Origin of the sequence: Hoylesella enoeca JCM 12259, assembly GCF_000613405.1 — a bacterium.
In the GTDB taxonomy this organism is placed as follows: domain Bacteria; phylum Bacteroidota; class Bacteroidia; order Bacteroidales; family Bacteroidaceae; genus Prevotella; species Prevotella enoeca.
On sequence record NZ_BAIX01000021.1, the window covers coordinates 20528 to 39608 of the forward strand.

17 protein-coding genes are annotated in these 19081 nt (G+C 46.0%); 8 read left to right on the forward strand and 9 right to left on the reverse strand.

Translation table 11 applies throughout. The annotated features are described in order from the left end of the window. Window positions 1-25: 25 nt before the first annotated feature. The 3 genes from JCM12259_RS07605 to JCM12259_RS07615 are packed head-to-tail and all read left to right on the forward strand — an operon-like array spanning window position 26 to window position 2756. Complete coding sequence (locus JCM12259_RS07605) at window positions 26-1414, forward strand: methyltransferase RsmF C-terminal domain-like protein (protein ID WP_025066003.1); 1389 nt, start codon at window positions 26-28, stop codon at window positions 1412-1414. After that, window positions 1415-2209 (forward strand): thymidylate synthase, encoded by a 795-nt coding sequence (locus tag JCM12259_RS07610; RefSeq protein ID WP_025066004.1) that lies wholly within the window; start codon window positions 1415-1417, stop codon window positions 2207-2209. 22 nt (window positions 2210-2231) lie between these two features. Next, the gene (locus JCM12259_RS07615; RefSeq protein ID WP_025066005.1) at window positions 2232-2756 is read left to right on the forward strand and encodes a dihydrofolate reductase; all 525 of its coding nucleotides are present in this window, start codon (window positions 2232-2234) and stop codon (window positions 2754-2756) included. Here JCM12259_RS07615 and JCM12259_RS07620 read toward each other — a convergent pair. The 4 genes from JCM12259_RS07620 to JCM12259_RS07635 all read right to left on the reverse strand — a co-directional run bounded on the left by JCM12259_RS07620 (window position 2753) and on the right by JCM12259_RS07635 (window position 9200). Beyond that, window positions 2753-4663 (reverse strand): RecQ family ATP-dependent DNA helicase, encoded by a 1911-nt coding sequence (locus tag JCM12259_RS07620; protein WP_025066006.1) that lies wholly within the window; start codon window positions 4661-4663, stop codon window positions 2753-2755. The two genes, JCM12259_RS07615 and JCM12259_RS07620, sit on opposite strands and share 4 nt — an antisense overlap. Before the next feature lie 2 nt (window positions 4664-4665). Continuing rightward, window positions 4666-6423, reverse strand: a complete 1758-nt coding sequence (recJ, locus tag JCM12259_RS07625; protein WP_025066007.1) for a single-stranded-DNA-specific exonuclease RecJ — start codon at window positions 6421-6423, stop codon at window positions 4666-4668. A gap of 151 nt (window positions 6424-6574) precedes the next feature. Beyond that, window positions 6575-7777, reverse strand: coding sequence for a C1 family peptidase (locus JCM12259_RS07630; RefSeq protein WP_025066008.1), 1203 nt, complete (start codon window positions 7775-7777; stop codon window positions 6575-6577). A gap of 22 nt (window positions 7778-7799) precedes the next feature. Beyond that, entirely contained in the window at window positions 7800-9200 is a 1401-nt protein-coding gene (locus tag JCM12259_RS07635) for an aminopeptidase P family protein (RefSeq protein ID WP_025066009.1), read from the reverse strand. Between the two features lie 84 nt (window positions 9201-9284). On the opposite strand from JCM12259_RS07635, the gene JCM12259_RS07640 reads away from it, so the two are divergent. Next, entirely contained in the window at window positions 9285-10154 is an 870-nt protein-coding gene (locus JCM12259_RS07640) for a patatin-like phospholipase family protein (RefSeq protein WP_025066010.1), read from the forward strand. Between the two features lie 256 nt (window positions 10155-10410). On the opposite strand, the gene guaA is transcribed toward JCM12259_RS07640, so the two are convergent. The 4 genes from guaA to JCM12259_RS16940 form a co-directional block, all read right to left on the reverse strand. Then, entirely contained in the window at window positions 10411-11955 is a 1545-nt protein-coding gene (gene guaA / locus JCM12259_RS07645) for a glutamine-hydrolyzing GMP synthase (protein WP_025066011.1), read from the reverse strand. Between the two features lie 101 nt (window positions 11956-12056). Beyond that, entirely contained in the window at window positions 12057-12785 is a 729-nt protein-coding gene (locus JCM12259_RS07650; protein ID WP_025066012.1) for a nucleotidyltransferase family protein, read from the reverse strand. Window positions 12786-12787: 2 nt separating this feature from the next. Further along, window positions 12788-14338, reverse strand: a complete 1551-nt coding sequence (locus JCM12259_RS07655) for a RapZ C-terminal domain-containing protein (protein ID WP_025066013.1) — start codon at window positions 14336-14338, stop codon at window positions 12788-12790. After that, entirely contained in the window at window positions 14322-14489 is a 168-nt protein-coding gene (locus JCM12259_RS16940) for a hypothetical protein (protein WP_172792997.1), read from the reverse strand. Before JCM12259_RS16940 ends, JCM12259_RS07655 begins: the two co-directional genes overlap by 17 nt. A 278-nt stretch (window positions 14490-14767) precedes the next feature. On the opposite strand from JCM12259_RS16940, the gene JCM12259_RS07665 reads away from it, so the two are divergent. The 4 genes from JCM12259_RS07665 (at window position 14768) to JCM12259_RS07680 (ending at window position 18410) form a co-directional block, all read left to right on the forward strand. Next, complete coding sequence (locus JCM12259_RS07665; RefSeq protein ID WP_051559243.1) at window positions 14768-15667, forward strand: DUF6562 domain-containing protein; 900 nt, start codon at window positions 14768-14770, stop codon at window positions 15665-15667. A gap of 113 nt (window positions 15668-15780) precedes the next feature. Continuing rightward, the gene (locus tag JCM12259_RS07670; protein WP_025066015.1) at window positions 15781-17040 is read left to right on the forward strand and encodes an Nramp family divalent metal transporter; all 1260 of its coding nucleotides are present in this window, start codon (window positions 15781-15783) and stop codon (window positions 17038-17040) included. A gap of 15 nt (window positions 17041-17055) precedes the next feature. Further along, on the forward strand, window positions 17056-17706 hold the full coding sequence (gene nth / locus JCM12259_RS07675) for an endonuclease III (protein ID WP_025066016.1): 651 nt from the start codon (window positions 17056-17058) through the stop codon (window positions 17704-17706). A gap of 2 nt (window positions 17707-17708) precedes the next feature. Next, a complete protein-coding gene (locus JCM12259_RS07680) occupies window positions 17709-18410 on the forward strand; it encodes a DUF2461 domain-containing protein (RefSeq protein ID WP_025066017.1) in 702 nt (233 codons plus the stop codon). A 30-nt stretch (window positions 18411-18440) separates the two neighbouring features. Here JCM12259_RS07680 and JCM12259_RS07685 read toward each other — a convergent pair whose 3' ends face one another. Beyond that, complete coding sequence (locus JCM12259_RS07685; RefSeq protein WP_025066018.1) at window positions 18441-18791, reverse strand: MerR family transcriptional regulator; 351 nt, start codon at window positions 18789-18791, stop codon at window positions 18441-18443. Window positions 18792-19081: the final 290 nt, after the last annotated feature.

Here is a 19081-nt window from a genome sequence, read left to right on the forward strand (position 1 = left end):
TTTGCACCCATATATACTTATGGTGATGTATTTACCAACGGATTTTGAACAATACACACGGCATTTGATGGGAGCCGAATTATATCAGACCATGACGTCGGCGTTAACAAATGAGCCGCCCGTCAGCATTCGGTTGAACCCGTTCAAATGTCGAACAGACAATGTAAATATTCCTTTGGCTGACGGACGAGTGCCTTGGTGCGACGTGGGTGTTTATCTTCGCGAGCGCCCCAATTTCACTTTCGATCCGCTGATGCACGCCGGAGCCTATTATGTTCAGGATGCTTCGTCGATGTTTCTGCATCGAGTCATCCGTCAATATGTTTCTGATCCCGTGAGGATGCTCGATCTTTGCGCTGCGCCCGGTGGCAAATCTACATGTGCTTTGGCTGCATTGCCCGCGGGAAGCGTGCTGTTTTGCAACGAACCTGTGCGCAATCGGGCACAGATTCTGCGTGAGAATATCGTGAAGTTCGGCCATCCTGATGTCGTTGTTACCAATAATTACGCACGCGATTATCAGCGAAGCGGATTGCTGTTCGATGTCATTCTGGCCGATGTTCCGTGTAGTGGAGAGGGCATGTTTCGCAAAGATGCAGGGGCAATAGCCGAATGGAGCCCAGCGAATGTGGAACATTGCCGATGTTTGCAGCGCGAAATCGTGAGCGATATTTGGCCTTGTCTCAAATCCGGAGGCCTATTGATCTATTCCACTTGCACGTTTAATGCTCGAGAAAACGAAGAAAATGCCGCATGGATTGCAGCTGAATTGGGAGCCGAATATCTCTCTGTTGATGTGGATCCAACGTGGCAGATTACCGGATCGTTGGTCAATGACTGCCCCGCTTATCGTTTCTTGCCGGGCAAAACACGAGGAGAGGGATTCTGCCTATTTGTTCTTCGAAAAACGACTAACGGTTTTTCGCCTTGCAAGAAGCGTCAAATCGCACGACGAAAAGCCGTTAATTGCAGCCTGATTAACGGCTTATTACAAAGTGGAGAATATGAAGTTGCTCAATGTGCTGATAATGAATATCTTGCGATTCCGCGCTGCTGGGCCGACACTTACTATACTGTGGCTCGGTCGTTGCACGTCGTCCATGCTGGCATTGCGCTCGGAACGCAACGAGGAAAGGATGTCGTTCCGGCCGCTTCTTTGGCCCTTTCCACTGCGCTCGATGCGACTTATTTTCCGCAAGTGGCGCTCGACACCGAGCAAGCTATTCGTTTTCTGCGTAAAGAAGTTGTCGACTTGCCCGCTGAAACGCCACGAGGTTTTGTGCTGCTTACCTATCGTGGCTTTGCGCTGGGCTTTGAAAAAAATATTGGTCAGCGTGCCAATAATCTCTATCCGATTGAATGGAAAATCAAGAGTAGTTATATTCCGCAAAACAATTTAAACGTAATCGCATAAATGAAACAATATCTCGATCTGCTCAATCGCATTATTCGCGAGGGCGTTAAGAAAGAAGACCGGACGGGAACGGGGACGATCAGCGTCTTTGGAAACCAAATGCGGTTTGATCTCGGACAAGGTTTCCCCTTGCTAACAACCAAAAAATTGCATCTGAAATCCATCATTTACGAACTGCTTTGGTTCTTAAAAGGTGATACGAACGTGCATTATTTGCAAAAGAACGGCGTGCGGATATGGAACGAATGGGCTGATGAACACGGCGATTTGGGGCCTGTCTATGGTCATCAATGGCGCTCGTGGCCCGACTATCAGGGCGGAACTATCGATCAGATCCAGCAAGTGCTCGACCTGATTCGTCATCATCCTGACTCCCGCCGAATGATTGTCACGGCGTGGAATCCGGCTGAAGTCGAGCAGATGGCATTACCCCCGTGCCACTGTTTGTTTCAATTCTATGTGGCAGAAGGGCGTTTGAGTCTTCAGCTTTATCAGCGCAGCGCCGACACTTTCTTAGGTGTACCGTTCAATATTGCCTCTTATGCGCTGCTGTTACAGATGATGGCGCAAGTCTGCGGATTGCAAGCGGGCGACTTTATTCATACTACCGGCGACACGCATCTTTATCTCAACCATCTTGATCAAGCCCGATTGCAACTCACCCGAACGCCTCGTGTCCTGCCCGTGATGCGTCTGAATCCGGACGTAAAAGATCTTTTCGCGTTCAGATACGAAGATTTCGAACTCGTAAATTATGACCCGTGGCCGCATATTTCGGCGCAGGTCTCTGTCTGATGAACTTTAAAATAGAATGCAAATGACCGTTAACATCATTGCTGCTGTGGCCCGAAATCGTGCCATTGGCTATCAAAACAAACTGATTTATTGGCTTCCTGACGATCTGAAACGTTTCAAACGACTCACCACAGGGCACACGATTATCATGGGGCGACACACTTTCGAGTCGCTGCCTAAGGGTGCTTTGCCCAACCGTCGCAATGTGGTGCTGAGTCGGACACAAGTTCATTTCGAGGGGTGCGAGGTTTATGGGTCGCTTGATGCGGCCTTGACAGCGTGTCAGGCAGATGAAGATGTTTATATTATAGGAGGTGCACGGGTCTATGAGCAGGCGATAGTAGAGGCTGATCGATTGTATCTGACGGAGATAGACGATGTCCCTGCCTCGGCTGATGCTTTCTTTCCGTCCTATGATGAATGGCAGGAGACGAATCGAGAAACGCATATACGCGATGAGAATCACCCTTTCTCTTATGCCTTTGTAGACTATGTTAGATGTGATTCCAACAGGCGTTGTATACAATCTGATAACAAAGATTTCTAATATAGACGGAGAATACCATTCTCGGAAAGGATGCGCTCTTCGCTGATGAGATATTGGAGAGCGGCATCTAATTGACGCTGAGGTATGGCGAGAGATTTCAATTCGGTGATGGGATGGGGGAGATTGTCGCTTAACAAGGCGATGAGTTGTTGTCGCACTGGTGCGAGACGCTTGTCGGCAAGCTGATCGGTCTGATGTTCAAGACAGACATCGCATTGTGCACAATCTTTTGTTTGCAATTCTCCAAAATAACGGAGGAGCTGGCGACTGCGGCAGATGTCATCGTTTGTTGCATAGTGTTGCATTGATTTGATGCGACGGATGAACTGTTCCTTACGTTCTTCATAGACCGAAGGAGGGATGATGATGCGGTCGGTTTCCTCTCGATCTTGTGTATAAGTGATGTACGGCATTTTACGTCGAGGAATGAAATGCAGGATGCGTCGCTGACTCAATGCTTTTAAGTTCAGATAAACTTGCTGTTTGGTGAGATTCGCCTGCTGGGCAATCAGTGCTTCATCTATGTAGACATAATCGGTGAACAGTCCGCCATATGTGCGCAGGAGCGTTGTGATAACAGTTTCTTCGTGTGGACTCGTTTCCTCCAAGCGGTAGAGTTCATTGCGTCCGAGCAGAAACATCACGCGGGCTGCCGCATCGGGATCAGTTTCATAATGGATGTAACCGGAGCGTTCTAAGATGTGAAGGGCAGCATCAGCCTGTATGGGAAAGTGTTTGAAAGTGTGGCAAAATTTATCGATGTCGAATTCGAATGTGTATCCGTTGCCGCTTCCTGCACCAATTTGATAATAATAGGCGAGGTGTTCGTAGACCTTTTTTATATACTCCTTCTCGGGAAAATTGTCTACGATTCGTTTGTTTAATTTCCTCGTGTCGCTGTCGTTATAGAGTAGTATGGCATAAGATTTACCGCCGTCACGACCAGCTCGTCCCGCCTCTTGGAAGTAAGCCTCAATGGAATCGGGACAATTAAGGTGGATAACAGTTCGCACATCAGCCTTATCAATACCCATTCCGAACGCATTGGTGGCCACGATCACGCGTGTCTGATCAGACTGCCAGTCTTTTTGTCGCTGGTCTTTGACGGCATGATCAAGACCAGCGTGATAGAACGTGGCACTGATTTGATGTGCTTCCAATAGTTGAGCAATCTCCTTGGTTTTGCGTCGGCTACGCACATAAACGATAGCGCAACCCTTCACTACGGTAAGAATATGAATAAGTTCGGCTTCTTTGTCCTCTGTGTGACGCACGACGTAGGCAACATTCTGCCGTTCGAAACTCATGCGAAAAACGTTTTTCTCTGCAAAACCTAATTGCTTCTGAATGTCATCGACTACTTCTGGTGTAGCGGTTGCTGTCAGAGCGAGCAAGGGAATACCTGGTTTCAAACGACGGACAACAGTGATATTCAAATAAGCCGGGCGAAAGTCGTATCCCCATTGACTGATACAATGGGCCTCATCAACAGTGATAAAACTGACATGGATGTGTTTTAGTTTGGCTTGAAAAAGTTCGGATCCCAGTCGCTCTGGTGAAATATAAAGGATCTTGACACCTCCGAAGACACAGTTTTCAAGTGCTTTGATGATTTCTTGCCGTGACATTCCTGAGTAAATAGCCGTGGCTTGGATGCCGCGTTGGCGCAGGTGCATCACTTGGTCTTTCATCAAAGCGATGAGTGGCGTGATCACAAGACACACGCCTTCGCTCGCAAGAGCCGGAATCTGGAATGTGAGGGATTTGCCACCACCTGTGGGCATCAATCCCAATGTGTCGCATCCTTTACCAATACTCTTGATAATGTCGTGCTGAATACCGCGAAAATCTTCAAATCCCCAATATTTTCGTAGTATTTCAGTATATTGGTCCGTGGTTGAATTCAAGGCTAATCCCCTTTTATCTTGTCTGTCTCAATCATTTGATTCTCTTCGGCTGGTCGAATATCTTCAATTTGTAGTTGAAGCGAACCGCGCTTGAAAACATTATCCTCAATGGTATAGGCAATATCGAAACTGCACTTCGATTTGATAAATCGTGCTGAGGCACTTTGTCCGAAAGCTATTCCATTGATGACACAACTCGATTTTGAGTCGACAAGTTCCAATTTGATATGTTCTTGTTCACGTCCAACCACTTTGCTGGTTCCATAATCGTAGACGTCGACCGTACAAAAGAGAGGCTTCTGATTACCTGGTCCGAAAGGTGAAAAACGTTTCAGATCGTTGTGTAATCGCTTGGTGATGTCTTTGAAATCGATAATAGCATCGATGTTGAGCATGGCTTCCGTCTGTTCGGGTTGAATATGTTCGTCGACATAGGTTTGGAATTTAGCACGGAATTTCTTGATGTCGTTCCATCGTAACGTGAGGCCGGCAGCATAGGTATGACCGCCAAAGTTGACCAAAAGATCGCGGCAACTCTTGATGGCTGCGTAAATATCAAATCCTGTCACACTACGAGCCGACCCTGTGGCATAATCTCCATCACGGGTCAGGATCACTGTCGGACGAAAATAAATTTCTGTAAGGCGAGAAGCCACAATACCGATTACGCCTTTTTTCCAATTCTCGTCATAGAGAACAATGGATGAACGATGCTGTTGGCTTTCTAACTTTGCCACAATCTGATTGGCTTCTTCGGTCATCTGTTTATCAATGTCTTTGCGCTGCTCATTGTATTCATCAATGTGTTTAGCTTTTTTCAGCGCAGTGCCGTAATCTTTTTCCACGAGTAGATCAACACTCTCTTTACCGTTCTCCATCCGACCTGACGCATTGATTCGAGGTCCGATCTTGAAGATGATATCGCTCATCGATAAGTCGCGACCATTAAGGCCACAGATGTCTATAATCGCCTTCAAACCCAAGCTGGGGTTCTGATTCAACTGTTTGAGTCCGTGAAAGGCCAAGATTCGATTCTCGTCGACTACGGGAACAATATCGGCGGCAATGCTCACAGCACAGAAATCGAGTAGTGGAATGAGTCGCGAGAATGGAATCGTATTGTTCTTGGCGAATGCCTGCATAAATTTAAATCCTACACCGCAACCACACAGATGCTTGAACGGATAAGAATCGTCGGGACGTTTGGGGTTAAGGATGGCCACAGCCTTGGGCATTAACTCATCTGGGACATGGTGATCACAGATGATAAAATCAATTCCCAGCTCCTTAGCATAAGCAATCTCATCGATAGCTTTAATACCGCAATCGAGAATAATAATGAGTTTGACCCCCGTATTCTTAGCATAATCTATTCCTTTCTTGCTGACTCCATACCCTTCTTCATAGCGGTCGGGAATGTAATAATCAATATTGGAATAGAATTGTTGTAAAAATTTATATACCAACGCCACAGCCGTACATCCGTCTACATCATAGTCGCCATATACCAAGATGCGTTCTTTACGTCCCATAGCATCATTTAATCGGTCGACTGCAATGTCCATATCTTTCATTAAGAAAGGATTGATCAAGTCGGCAAGTTGTGGACGAAAGAAACGCTTAGCTGCCGACTCGGTGCTGATGCCACGACGGATCAGCAAAAGGGCAAGAATGGGATTGATATTCAGTTTTTCTCCCAATTCCTTAGCTGCTTGCTTCTCTTCTAATGTGGGTGGTTCGTAATTCCATTTGAAGTGCATTTATATGATTTTTATTTCTTTTCGCAATGTAGTTTGATGCCTTTCACATGGCATCCGAGGCCAAAGTTACGAATATAAAATAAGAAAACGGCAGCTTCTGATCGAAAAAACAGAAACTGCCGTTAATTTATTTACTAATCGCCAAATGCGATCAAATACCCATTTTTTTACGAATGTCTTTGGGAATAGCGTTCTTATTCACCATAAAATCCATAGTGTTGGCGGCAATGAACGTTTTGGTCATATACCAAATACCTTTATAATCACCGGCTTCACCCCACGAATTTTTCACCATATAATATTCTTTACCATTCTGATCTTTGGCAATTCCATAGATTAGCATACCATGGTCATCTGTGAGTTCCCAATTATCGAAACGTTCCTGACGCATCTTCTGTGTGGGAGTAACTTCGGGTGCTCGGCAGCCCAGCGAATCTAATTTATTGCTTTTCTCTATTTTGCTGAGCTTCAGCCATCGTGCCATATCGCTACCGGTGAGTCCCGGCATCTTCTTAGTATCATAAGCATAAGCTAAACCTTGGCGAGTGAATCCTTCTTCTGACACATCTCCGCCCCATGCCACAGTGTAACCATTCATCACGGCATTGTCGATGACACGCATCATATCTTCCATTGGGAGATTCCAAGACAGTGGATTACGCCAGTTGTCTTGCACTTCTACGGCGAATTGAGTCCAAAACGGATGGTGTGTATAGCTCGTGATGGTCACGTAATCATTGAAATTGAGGCCGAGACTTGCTGCGAATGATTTCGGCGTATAGGTCTTGCCCTGATAGGTAAATGACTGAGGACACTTACCTAAATAAGAATCTAAGATGCCCTGTAAGCCTACTTGCCACTGCGTGGTCAATTTTTTTGCTCTTGTTTTTGCAATAGCCGCTACATAAGGACTCATCACTTCAAACAGCTCATTATAGTTATTGAGCGAATCACCATAAAGTGTTCCTGGCAACGGCATTGCATTTTCAGGGCAGATACCATAGTTTTGGAGGCAATAAAGCACATCATAAGCGCTTCCGCCCTGTGCAAATTGACAATCGCCGTGCAGTCGAACAACCTGGCGGGCGCGGTCCATATACGTTTTGTTAGCCACGAATGATTCGCAGAGATCATAGATTTTGCCGGTAGCTTTGAGGATTTCGCTTTCGAAATAACTCAATGTTGAGTAATCCCAACACGTGCCGCTGCGACTTTGATTCTTAATACTCGTGATTTTGTTTTCTTTGACAACAGTGAACACGGGTTTGTTTTTGTTCAGGCTGTCTCGTTTGTTTTCCGCACTTACGCCCGTTGTTATCAAGGCGAATAATGCGAGTGCTAAAACTTTCTTCATTGTTCTTTTTATGTGATTTGATTTAGTTGTTCTCCATAAATGCCTCAACATCATTAGGATGATAAGGAATCAGATCTTTGCCGATGAAGCGGCAGCCGTCGTGAGTGATGAGGATATCATCTTCAAGACGTATACCGCCGAAATCTTTATAAGACTCCAATTTATCAAAATTGAGAAAGTCTTTGCAATATCCCGATGTTTTCCAATCGTCGATCAAATCGGGAATGAAGTAAATACCTGGTTCGTCTGTCACGACAAAACCTTCTTCCAAGCGGCGTCCCATACGCAGACTGTTGGTACCGAATTGATTTAAATTAGGTCTAGTTTCCTCATCGAAGCCCACATTGATTTGGTCTAAATTCTCCATATCGTGCACGTCTAAGCCCATCATATGTCCTAATCCGTGAGGCAAGAATATTGCATGTGCACCGGCACGAACGGCTTCTTCGGTATCGCCTTTCATCAAACCGAGCTCTTTCAGACGGTCGGTCATCAATCGACAAACAGCCAAATGCACATCGAAATACTTCACTCCTGGTTTGGATATTTCTAAAGCGTAATCGTGACAGGCTTCAACAATGCTGTAAATCTCCAATTGACGTTGGGTAAACTTACCTGTGACAGGCATGGTACGAGTATTATCCGAACAATAATTATTCATATTTTCGGCGCCGGCATCACACAAAACGAGCTTGCCTGCTTCCAATTGATTGAGCGAAGGAGCACCGTGGAGAATCTCGCCGTGTTGTGAAAAAATGGTGGGGAAGCTCACTGACGAACCGTAAGAAAGTGCAATGCCATTCACTTGACCTGCAATATATTTCTCGGTTCGGCCCGGTTTGATGAGGCGCATGGCTGTGGTGTGCATCTGATAACCGATGGTTGCTGCATGCTCCAATTCTTTTATCTCTTCTGCATCCTTCACCGAACGCATTTTCACGACAGCTTTGATCAAATTCATCGAAGCAGACTCTTTCTGCTGATTAGGATGAATGCCAAGCAAATCGAGTATTTGTAGTTTGATATCAAAGCGGTAAGGAGGAAGGAAATGGATCTTACGTTTCTGACGGAGTGCGTCGTTGCAAATCTTTGTTAGTTCTTTCATCGGGGCTGAATGGCTTACACCCACTTCCGAAGCCATATTGCTCACGCTATTCACACTGCCATACCATACAATATCTTCAATATCTATATCGTCTCCGATGAGCGTTTCGGTGTTGTTATCTATATCAATCACGCCGACAAGACCGTCGCGCTGTTGACCGAAATAGTATAAAAACGACGAATCCTGACGAAATGGATAGTAGCCGTTATTAGGGAAATTACAAGGCGACTCATTGTTGCCGAATAACACGATTACACCGTCTCCAACAAGTCTTTGAAGCTCTTTCCGACGGCGAATATAAGTTTCTTTGTTAAACATAATATTATTTTTTAGAACCTTTGGCTGCAAAGGTAATAAAAATCAGATTAAAACATTATCTTTGTTGCGAATATTTCTGATCTTATGATGATTGATACAAACACGGGGTTGGTGCTGGAAGGCGGAGGGATGCGCGGTGTTTTTACTTGCGGCGTATTGGATGCTTTGATGAAGCATGATGTTTATTTCAATTACATTGTGGCTGTTTCGGCCGGTGCTTGCAACGGGATGTCGTATATGAGCAAACAACCGCGCCGCGCACGGATATCCAACATCGATTATCTTGCTCGTTATGATTACATTGGCTTGCGTCATCTTGTCACGCAAGGCTGTATTTTCGACCAAGAACTTCTCTATGACAAATTCCCTAATCAATATCTGCCGTTCGATTACGATGCTTACTTTCGTAATCCTGCCACTTTTGAGATGGTGACCACTAATTGTGATACAGGCCGGGCGATGTATCTCACAGAGCGCAGCGATCGGCAACGACTGCTCGCAATCGTGCGTGCTTCGAGCAGCCTTCCCTATGTGAGCAAGATAGTGATGGTCGACGGAATACCGATGCTCGACGGCGGAATCATCGACAGTATTCCTGTTTTGCGGGCCATCGAAACAGGCCATCGTCACAACGTCGTGGTGATGACGCGCAATCGTGGATACCGGAACACGAGTAAAGACTACAAGATTCCGCCTTTTATCTATAAGCATTATCCCCGCTTACGCGTCGCTTTGAGTCACCGGATTGAGGCTTATAATGCTCAGTTAGAGATGGTAGAGGAGATGGAACGCCATGGAGAAATCATCTGTATTCGTCCGAGTCAGCCGTTGGAAGTGGGCAGGATTGAGAAAGACATAGCCAAACTCGAGCGCCTATATGAAGATGGTTTTGCGCAAGGAGAGCAATTCTGCATTACGCTAAGCTCTTCATGCAGTGTGGAAAGAGGTGTGTGAAAAGACGAATGATTACGCTGTCACGCAATTATAAAATGTGAATTAAAACAGTGATGGCACTGTTTTTGATTAGTACCGTCACTGTTCCCATTCAATGTATTGCTATCGTTGTAGGCAAGTGCGGGAGAAAAGAAATAATCGTTTAGGATACTGGGCTTACCAGGGGAGGTGCTGGTGTTTTAACTGTACAAATTTTCTATTGAGAAATTGCATGCGTTATGCAATTTCTCAATGAGTTATTCTAATGATTTATTTCTTATTCCCATTCGATTGTTGATGGTGGTTTAGAAGAAATGTCGTAGCAAACGCGGTTCACACCTTTGACTTTATTAATGATTTCATTAGACACTTTGGCCATGAAATCATAGGGGAGATGCGCCCAGTCGGCTGTCATTGCATCCATACTTGTCACTGCACGCAGAGCCACAGGATGCTCATAAGTGCGCTCGTCGCCCATGACGCCGACGCTCCGAACAGTGGAGAGCAGAATGGTTCCGGCTTGCCAAACTTTATCATAGAGGCATTCGCCATCTTCACAAATATAGTTGTGCATTGCTTCGATGTAAATATCATCGGCTTCCTGCAATATACGCACCTTTTCGCGAGTGATATTGCCGAGAATGCGCACGGCTAAACCCGGACCAGGAAAGGGATGGCGCTTGATCAAATGATCGGGCATTTGCAGTTCGTAACCTACGCGACGCACCTCGTCTTTGAATAACCATTGCAACGGTTCGCACAATTGCAGTTTCATTTCCTTGGGCAATCCACCCACGTTGTGATGACTTTTGATGGTCATTCCGGTGATACTCAGACTCTCGATGCGGTCGGGATAAATTGTGCCTTGTGCTAACCATTTGGCATCGGTGATCTTTTTGGCTTCGGTATTGAACACTTCCACGAAATCGCGACCGATGATCTTGCGTTTCTCTTCGGGGTCGGACACGCCTGCAAGATCTGCAAAGAACTTGTCGGAGGCATCAACGCCGATAACGTTCAACCCCAAACCTTTATATGCATCCATCACTTTGGCAAACTCATTCTTGCGTAACATTCCGTGATCGACAAAAATACAGGTGAGATTCTTGCCGATGGCGCGATTCAAAAGCGTGGCACACACGCTGGAATCTACACCGCCACTGAGTCCCAGGATGACGCGATCGTTGCCTAACTGTTGCTTCAACTCTTGCACCGTGGACTCTACGAACGAGGCCGCACTCCATTGCTGTTTGCTGCCGCAGATATCGATGACAAAATTGCGGAGCAACTCCTTGCCCTGCAATGTGTGAAAGACTTCGGGATGAAACTGCACGCCCCACACGGGATTGACCGTGCTGGCGTAAGCGGCAAACTTGACATCGGCCGTCGAAGCGATCACATGGCAGTCTGCGGGGATTGCCGTGATCGTGTCGCCATGGCTCATCCACACTTGCGAATGCTGATCAAAACCTTTGAACAACGGATTCTCCGTGTCCACAGTCATCAGGTTTGCCCGTCCGTATTCGCGAGTTCCCGTTTGTTCCACCTTGCCGCCGTTGGCGTAAGAATAGAATTGCGCGCCGTAACAGATGCCCAACACGGGATATTTTCCGACAAAATCAGACAACTCTGCTTTGAAAGCTGCGCTGTCGTGAACGGAATAGGGCGAACCACTCAGGATAACTCCTATAATCGAAGGGTCGTTTTTGGGAAACTTGTTGTAAGGTAAAATCTCGCAGAAGGTATCCAGTTCGCGCACCCGACGACCGATGAGCTGTGTGGTTTGCGAACCGAAATCAAGAATGATAATCTTCTGTTGCATAGGTGATATTGTATGATTAAATGATATATTCCTCGTTGGAGGAAGAGGGATTTGGCGTTTGCAAAATTACTTCTTTTTCTCGTAAACGTTGCACGAAACCGTCAGATTGTTTTCAAGAATGCGTCGGCCTCATTGAGAGTAACTGTTTTTCCCACGTCGATTAACCGTAAATCAGGCTGCAAATAACCGTAAATCGGAGCCTGGCTAACGGTATTTAGGTAAAGGTCTATGATACTGAACTTTGCTGGCCAATTGTTCATCACTCGGAATAAAGCCGGTGAAAACGTATGGATTCCTGCAAAAGCGAACTTCCGACAACGTGCAACATCAAGTGCGGCATCAGGCGATCTCACTTCACCCGTCTCAATATTGGTCCATCCCACGAGCCGCATGTCATCATCAAAAAGCAAATAGCGCTTGGTCTCGCGCTCGCTGACAAGGAGTGTGGCAGCGTTGTCGACACTCTCGCGATAAAACTTCTGCAAGTCAACATTGCTCAGAATGTCGACATTGTGAATGAGAATCGGTTCGTCGTTTTTAAACAATGGAGCCGCTTTTCGTAGTCCGCCGCCCGTATCCAACAGTTCATCAGATTCATCTGAGATACGAATATCCAGTCCAAAGTTTTTGTTTTCGGTCAAGTAACGGATGATTTGATCAGCGAAATGGTGCACGTTGACCACCAGCCTATCGGCTCCGGCCTCGCTCAATCGCGTGATAACACGTTTCAATAGCGATTCTCCACCCACTTCGACAAGCGCTTTGGGTTTGTGGTCGGTTATCGGTTTGAGTCGTGTTCCCAAGCCGGCTGCAAAGATCATAGCCTGCATTGTCAATGTGTTTGAGTTGTTGTCAATACCTGAGAAATATTTTGCTCACGATGCGTGATGTGTACCTCTACGCCAAATTTATCGTGAATGTGTTCGGCTAAATGTTGCGCACTGTACACGCTGCGATGTTGACCGCCCGTGCAACCGAATGAAAACATCAGACTGGTGAACCCACGTTGGATATAGCGTTGCACATGATGGTCAGCCAAACTATACACATGATCGAGAAAAGAGAGTATCTCGCCATCGTCTTCCAGGAATCGGATAACCGGTTCGTCAAGCCCAGTGAGCTTTTTATAGGGTTCGTAACGGCCGGGATTGTGTGTCGAGCGACAATCGAAAACATATCCTCCGCCGTTTCCAGATGTATCTTCGGGAATACCTTTTCGATATGAAAAGCTGAACACTCGTACCACAAGTGGCCCCTTGCCGTCGTATTTCGAGAATGTGGCGGGGCCGTCCTGCGGATGAGCTGCATACACATTAGAGTTGGAAATACGGAAACCGTCGCTGCGAATAGGCATGGATGCTTCGGCAGGAACAAATTGTGGCAGTTCGGTTAAGCGTTTCAGCATGTCCATCAGATAGGGATAAGGAAACACATCGGCATTCATTTTCAACAGATCGCGTAAGTTTGTCATAGCAGGTGGTATCGAATCGAGAAAATGTTTCTTGCGTTCGAAATAACCGCGAAACCCATATGCCCCGAGCACTTGTAGTGTGCGGAAGAGCACGAAGAGGCTCAGCCGATCCACGAAATGACGAACCGATGGCACTTCTGTGTAGTTTTTCAGTGAGTTATAATATTCATACACCAACTCGCGACGCAGTTTGAACGGATATTTGGCCGAAGCCTGCCACAAGAATGAAGCCAAATCGTAATAAAACGGACCTTTGCGGCCGCCCTGAAAATCAATGAAATAAGGATTGCCCTGTGCATCGAGCATGATATTTCGAGCTTGAAAATCACGATAAAGAAAGCTATCGCTTGGTTCTGAAACTAAGTCTTTGGCAAGCATTCGGAAGTTGGCTTCGAGCTTGAGTTCGTGAAAATCCAACTCTGTTGCTTTCAAAAAACAATATTTGAAGTAGTTCAGATCGAAAAGAACACTATCTGTATTCAATTCAGGTTGAGGATAACAGCAACTCCAATCCAGTCCTTGCGCACCCCGGATTTGAATGTTGGGTAATGCTCTGATGGTGTTCACGAGCAGTTGTTTTTCCTTTTGGTTGTATCGTCCGCCTGTATCCCGACCGCCGCGGAGGGCATCGAAGAGCGACATGTCGCCCAAATCGGTCTGCAAATAGCGCAGTTCGTCATCGCTCACAGCTAAGATTTCGGGAACGGGTAATTGCTTAGCGGTGAAATGGCGGGCCAAACTTACAAAGGCGTGATTCTCATCCCGACTCGTGCCGATCACTCCGATGACGGTTTGTCCAACGTTATCGATCATTCGGACGTATGTTCGATTGCTCCCGGAACCGGGCAATTGCTTGCAGGCAGTGGGACGTTTACCGTACCATGTGCGATATAATTCAATCAGTTTCTCCATTCTTTCTTACATATTGCTGCACGAAATAGTCGGCCACTAACAACAAAAGAATGATGCCGAGTGACATCCAAAAGGATTCGGTGATATAAAGCAGTCCGCCGGCGACGGCAGCCAATATTGCGATATGTTTCCAATCGATTGCATGTTTCATGCTGCAAAAATAGGAAAAATAGTTGAGAACGGCGGGGTGATCATCGGGAGAAATGTCGAATAACTGTACTCTAAAATGAGCATTGCTGTTATGCTGTTTGCAAATAACGCTTAATGAGATGCCGAAAAAGCCTCTTTTGCACGCCAACTAACAGCCTCTTACACTGCGAAAAAGCGTTAGTTGCAAAGGATATTACACAAATTTGTCTTCATCTCTTGCATTTATCGGAAATAATGTTTATATTTGCGACAATCTATTAATCCATTAAACAAACTACGATGATGAGAAAAATCAATGTTTTAAGAATGTTGGCAATAATGCTGACGGGCGTGATGTTTGCTGCGTGTGAGAAAGCGGACTGGAATGAGGAAGACCCTAAACCTGCACCGAAGGATGCCGTGCATGTGGTGTTCAGTGTCAAACGCTTTGAGCAGATACCATTCAACGATGGCATCAGTGTGACGAAAGCCGGTGTGAATGCGGATCAAGTCTGCACGCATATCAATCTGGCGGTGTTCAATGACGGTGGAAAAGTGAAGGCGATCAACCAAAAAGCGGGAGATGAACACTTTGGAACGATTGCTGCCGATTTGTCTAAGGGCACGTATAAAATCGTCATTATTGCACACAGTTGCAAAGGAGCGGCAACCATAAGTTCGCCTGAGAAGATTTCATTTCCCGATAACAAACTCACCGATACGTTTTATTATTGTGCGGATGTTACGGTGGACGAAGCCGAAGAATACAACATCGAACTCAAAAGGGCAGTGTCGATGTTCAGGCTGATCACCGACGATGCCATACCGGCAAAGGTCACTACGATGCGATTTTACTATACGGGTGGCAGCAGTTCGTTGAATGCCGTGACGGGATTCGGTTGTGTTAAGTCGCGCCAAACGGAATTGCGGACGATCGATGCTGCGTCTGTGGGTAACCCAGGGAAGTTTGAAGTCTACACGTTTCCGCATGCAGAGACTGGTGAGTTGAAGATGACAATCACGGCATTGGATGCTGCCGGCAATGAGGTGAAGAATCAAGCGTTTACCAAAGTTCCCATTAAACGAAACGTGATCACGCAATATTCCGGTAAGTTTTTTGGTGACTTGGGGCCTTCATCGTCATCGTCTTTTGTTTTGAAAGCCGATAATGCGTGGGGACAAAACAATTTCAAGTATTGAAAGAGAGCCATACCTATATCTCGGTAAATTGCGAACAAGTGAAGCCTTGCATTGGCTAATAATACAGGAAAGGTGATGACGATATCGCTTTTTGTTGTAACTTTGTAGCGCAAATGAATATATTCCAAGAACTGAAAAGAAAGGATCACCCTCGGATTCTGGGTGGACTTGACATCTTTAAATATATCGGACCGGGATTACTCGTCACCGTCGGCTTTATCGATCCAGGCAATTGGGCCAGCAATTTTGCCGCAGGCTCTGAGTTTGGATATGCACTGCTGTGGGTGGTAACTCTTTCCACGATTATGCTTATCGCTTTGCAGCATAATGTGGCACACCTCGGTATCGTGACAGGACTGTGTTTGAGCGAGGCGGCCGAGAAGTACACGCCGCGCTGGGTGGGGCGCCCCATCATCATCAGTGCTGTTCTTGCCAGCATATCTACATCAATGGCAGAGATTCTCGGATCTGCCATTGCTTTACAAATGCTCTTCGGTATTCCCATCGCATGGGGCTCCATTCTGACTGTGGTGGCTGTGTCGATCATGCTGTTCACCAACTCCTATAAACGAATGGAGCGCGCCATCATCGGCTTTGTATCAATGATCGGCCTATCGTTTATCTATGAATTGTTTTTAGTCGACATCGATTGGCCTGCTGCCACTTATGGTTGGGTTGTGCCGAGTGTGCCCAAAGGTAGTCTGCTAATCATCATGAGTGTGCTCGGTGCAGTGGTAATGCCGCATAATCTGTTTCTTCATTCGGAAGTGATTCAGAGTAGGCAAATCAACACCAAAGGAAAAGTGAGTATTGAGAAGACGTTGAAATATGAGTTTATGGACACGCTTTTCTCAATGGCTGCGGGCTGGGCCATCAACAGTGCAATGATTTTGCTCGCCGCATCTACGTTTTTTCAAAACGGCACTCATGTGGAAGAACTCTCTCAGGCGCAGGCTCTTCTGGCTCCGTTGTTAGGCAATAATGCCAGCAATATCTTTGCTATTGCCTTGCTCTTGGCTGGCATATCGAGTACGATCACGAGTGGAATGGCAGCAGGGAGTATCTTTGCGGGAATGTTTGGTGAGTCTTATAACGCTAAGGATACGCACTCTGTTGTGGGGATTCTGATCTCACTCGGTGTATCGTTGTTGATCATTTTCTTCATTGCCGACCCATTCGAGGGGCTGATTTACTCGCAAATGATTTTGAGTGTTCAACTCCCTTTCACCGTTTTCTTGCAAGTGAGTCTCACATCTTCTAAGCGAGTGATGGGTGTTTATGCCAATCGTCCTTGGAATTCGGTCTTTCTTTATTTTCTTGCCACGATTGTCACCATATTAAATATATGGCTGTTGGTGGAGAGTTTGATGTAAATACGCCTCTTATATATGACAAGACAAGAGAGATACAAATATATTTTGGATTATTATCGGGTGAAAATGCCGCGTGTGTCGACAGAATTAGAATTTGGGAGTGCATTCCAATTGATCGTCTCTACACTGCTCAGCGCCCAATGCACAGACAAGCGTGTCAATCAGATCACACCCGAATTGTTTCGCCATTATCCCACTGCAGAAGCAATGGCAGCCGTAGAACCCGAAGATGTTTACCCTCTTATCAAAAGCGTCTCCTATCCGAATGCGAAAGCTCAACATTTGGTTGGGATGGCGCGAATGATTGTGAACGACTTCGGCGGAGAACTTCCTGATCGAACGGAAGATCTCATCAAATTGCCCGGCGTGGGGCGAAAGACGGCCAATGTGTTGCAAGCCGTTTGGTTCGGAAAAGCGACTATGGCGGTCGATACACATGTCTATCGGGTGAGTCATCGCTTGGGTTTGGTTCCGAAAACCGCAGATACGCCTTACAAAGTGGAACAAGAACTACTCAAAAACATTCCCGAAGCCGATGTGCCTAATGCCCATCACTGGTTGCTTTTACATGGACGGTATATCTGCACCAGTCGAATGCCACATTGCGCAGAATGTCCTTTCGATTCTTTCTGCCCTAAATTGTTTGAAAATTCTAAGTTGAAATAATCATGCAAGCAAAGAGAATACTGACCTTTCTCACAGAGTTGATGGCCAATAACAATCGTCCTTGGTTCCTGGAACACAAAGACGAATATAATGAATGTCGTGCGGATTTTGAAGCAGGAATCGCTCAAGCTATCGTGCGAATCTCCGAATTCGATCCCGAGATTGCCCACTTGCAAGTGAAAGACTGTGTGTATCGTTTCAATCGCGATACACGATTCTCACCGGATAAATCGCCTTATAAGAATCATCTTGGTGCTTATATCTGTGCACATGGCAAGAAAGCATTGCGTGGCGGTTATTATCTGCACCTCGAACCAGGCAACTGTCTGATGGCTGCCGGTGGCTATTGGTTGCCTACAAACATTCTGACATCTTGCCGAAATGAGATTATGGGTAACATCGATGAGTGGCGTCGGCGGGTTGAGAATGCGCCATTTGTGAAACTTTTCGGTCGTCCCGGTGAGGGAAAATGGGGCGAATCAAGTAAGGGTTTCGGCTTGGAGTCGTTGAAAACGGCGCCGAGTGGTTTTCCCCGTGATTATGAATTCATTCAATATTTACGAATGAAAGATTACTGTTGTTGGGTTCGCGTGCCCGACACGTTCTTCGAAGGAGACAACTGGTTGAATGAAATCGTAAAAGCCTTTCAAATCGCCAAGCCGATGATGGACTTCATCAATGCCGTTGTTGATGATTATGAATAAAGCAATTAAATGAATGAGCAGCTGGCGAATTCACACCAAACCGTCGAGTTGCCGTTTGAGTTCCTTCAACTGATCACGCACAGAAACAAGCGTGTCGAGCACTTCACTACTTTTGTCCACACCTTTGCGATTCTCGTTGATCATCTTTCTGGCAGCCGCCAACTTGAATCCTCGCACTTTGACCAAGGTATAAATCGTGCGCAGGAGTTCGATATCTTTCTCGGTGTATTGCCTGACTTTCGTGGTCGATTGCGTCTTGGGTCGGAGTTGCGGAAGCTCCGTCTCCCAATACCTCAGCGTGCTTTCGTTCACCCCTATCATCGTGGCAACCTCTTTGATTGAGTAATACAACTTCAAATTCTTATTCGGATTCAGTGGCATAATCATCAGCTTTGGTTGCAAATATACGCTAAATCACTGTAATAAATGAAGGAATTGGGAAGATTAACGTAATTCGGAATAATAAAGAATCTCTTGCCATTGCAAACTTTTTTTTCACAAAGTTTGGCCGTTCCAAAAGATTGTTATACCTTTGCCCCCAGTTTTCTTCGCCCCCTAAGTTAGGGGGATGGGGGTCTGAACAAGAGAGAGACTGATCAAAAAGAACAAACGAGAAGTATGATTAAACAAACAAATATAAACAACAGCACATCGATGCAAAAGAACACCGA

Bases quoted from the DNA above. Each gene is read 5' to 3' on its own strand.
- JCM12259_RS07605 (WP_025066003.1), top strand. From the start codon at position 26: ATGTATTTACCAACGGATTTTGAACAATACACACGGCATTTGATGGGA.
- JCM12259_RS07610 (WP_025066004.1), top strand. From the start codon at position 1,415: ATGAAACAATATCTCGATCTGCTCAATCGCATTATTCGCGAGGGCGTT.
- JCM12259_RS07615 (WP_025066005.1), top strand. From the start codon at position 2,232: ATGACCGTTAACATCATTGCTGCTGTGGCCCGAAATCGTGCCATTGGC.
- recJ (WP_025066007.1), bottom strand. From the start codon at position 6,423: ATGCACTTCAAATGGAATTACGAACCACCCACATTAGAAGAGAAGCAA.
- JCM12259_RS07630 (WP_025066008.1), bottom strand. From the start codon at position 7,777: ATGAAGAAAGTTTTAGCACTCGCATTATTCGCCTTGATAACAACGGGC.
- JCM12259_RS07635 (WP_025066009.1), bottom strand. From the start codon at position 9,200: ATGTTTAACAAAGAAACTTATATTCGCCGTCGGAAAGAGCTTCAAAGA.
- JCM12259_RS07640 (WP_025066010.1), top strand. From the start codon at position 9,285: ATGATGATTGATACAAACACGGGGTTGGTGCTGGAAGGCGGAGGGATG.
- guaA (WP_025066011.1), bottom strand. From the start codon at position 11,955: ATGCAACAGAAGATTATCATTCTTGATTTCGGTTCGCAAACCACACAG.
- JCM12259_RS07650 (WP_025066012.1), bottom strand. From the start codon at position 12,785: ATGCAGGCTATGATCTTTGCAGCCGGCTTGGGAACACGACTCAAACCG.
- JCM12259_RS07655 (WP_025066013.1), bottom strand. From the start codon at position 14,338: ATGGAGAAACTGATTGAATTATATCGCACATGGTACGGTAAACGTCCC.
- JCM12259_RS16940 (WP_172792997.1), bottom strand. From the start codon at position 14,489: ATGAAACATGCAATCGATTGGAAACATATCGCAATATTGGCTGCCGTC.
- JCM12259_RS07665 (WP_051559243.1), top strand. From the start codon at position 14,768: ATGATGAGAAAAATCAATGTTTTAAGAATGTTGGCAATAATGCTGACG.
- JCM12259_RS07670 (WP_025066015.1), top strand. From the start codon at position 15,781: ATGAATATATTCCAAGAACTGAAAAGAAAGGATCACCCTCGGATTCTG.
- nth (WP_025066016.1), top strand. From the start codon at position 17,056: ATGACAAGACAAGAGAGATACAAATATATTTTGGATTATTATCGGGTG.
- JCM12259_RS07680 (WP_025066017.1), top strand. From the start codon at position 17,709: ATGCAAGCAAAGAGAATACTGACCTTTCTCACAGAGTTGATGGCCAAT.
- JCM12259_RS07685 (WP_025066018.1), bottom strand. From the start codon at position 18,791: ATGCCACTGAATCCGAATAAGAATTTGAAGTTGTATTACTCAATCAAA.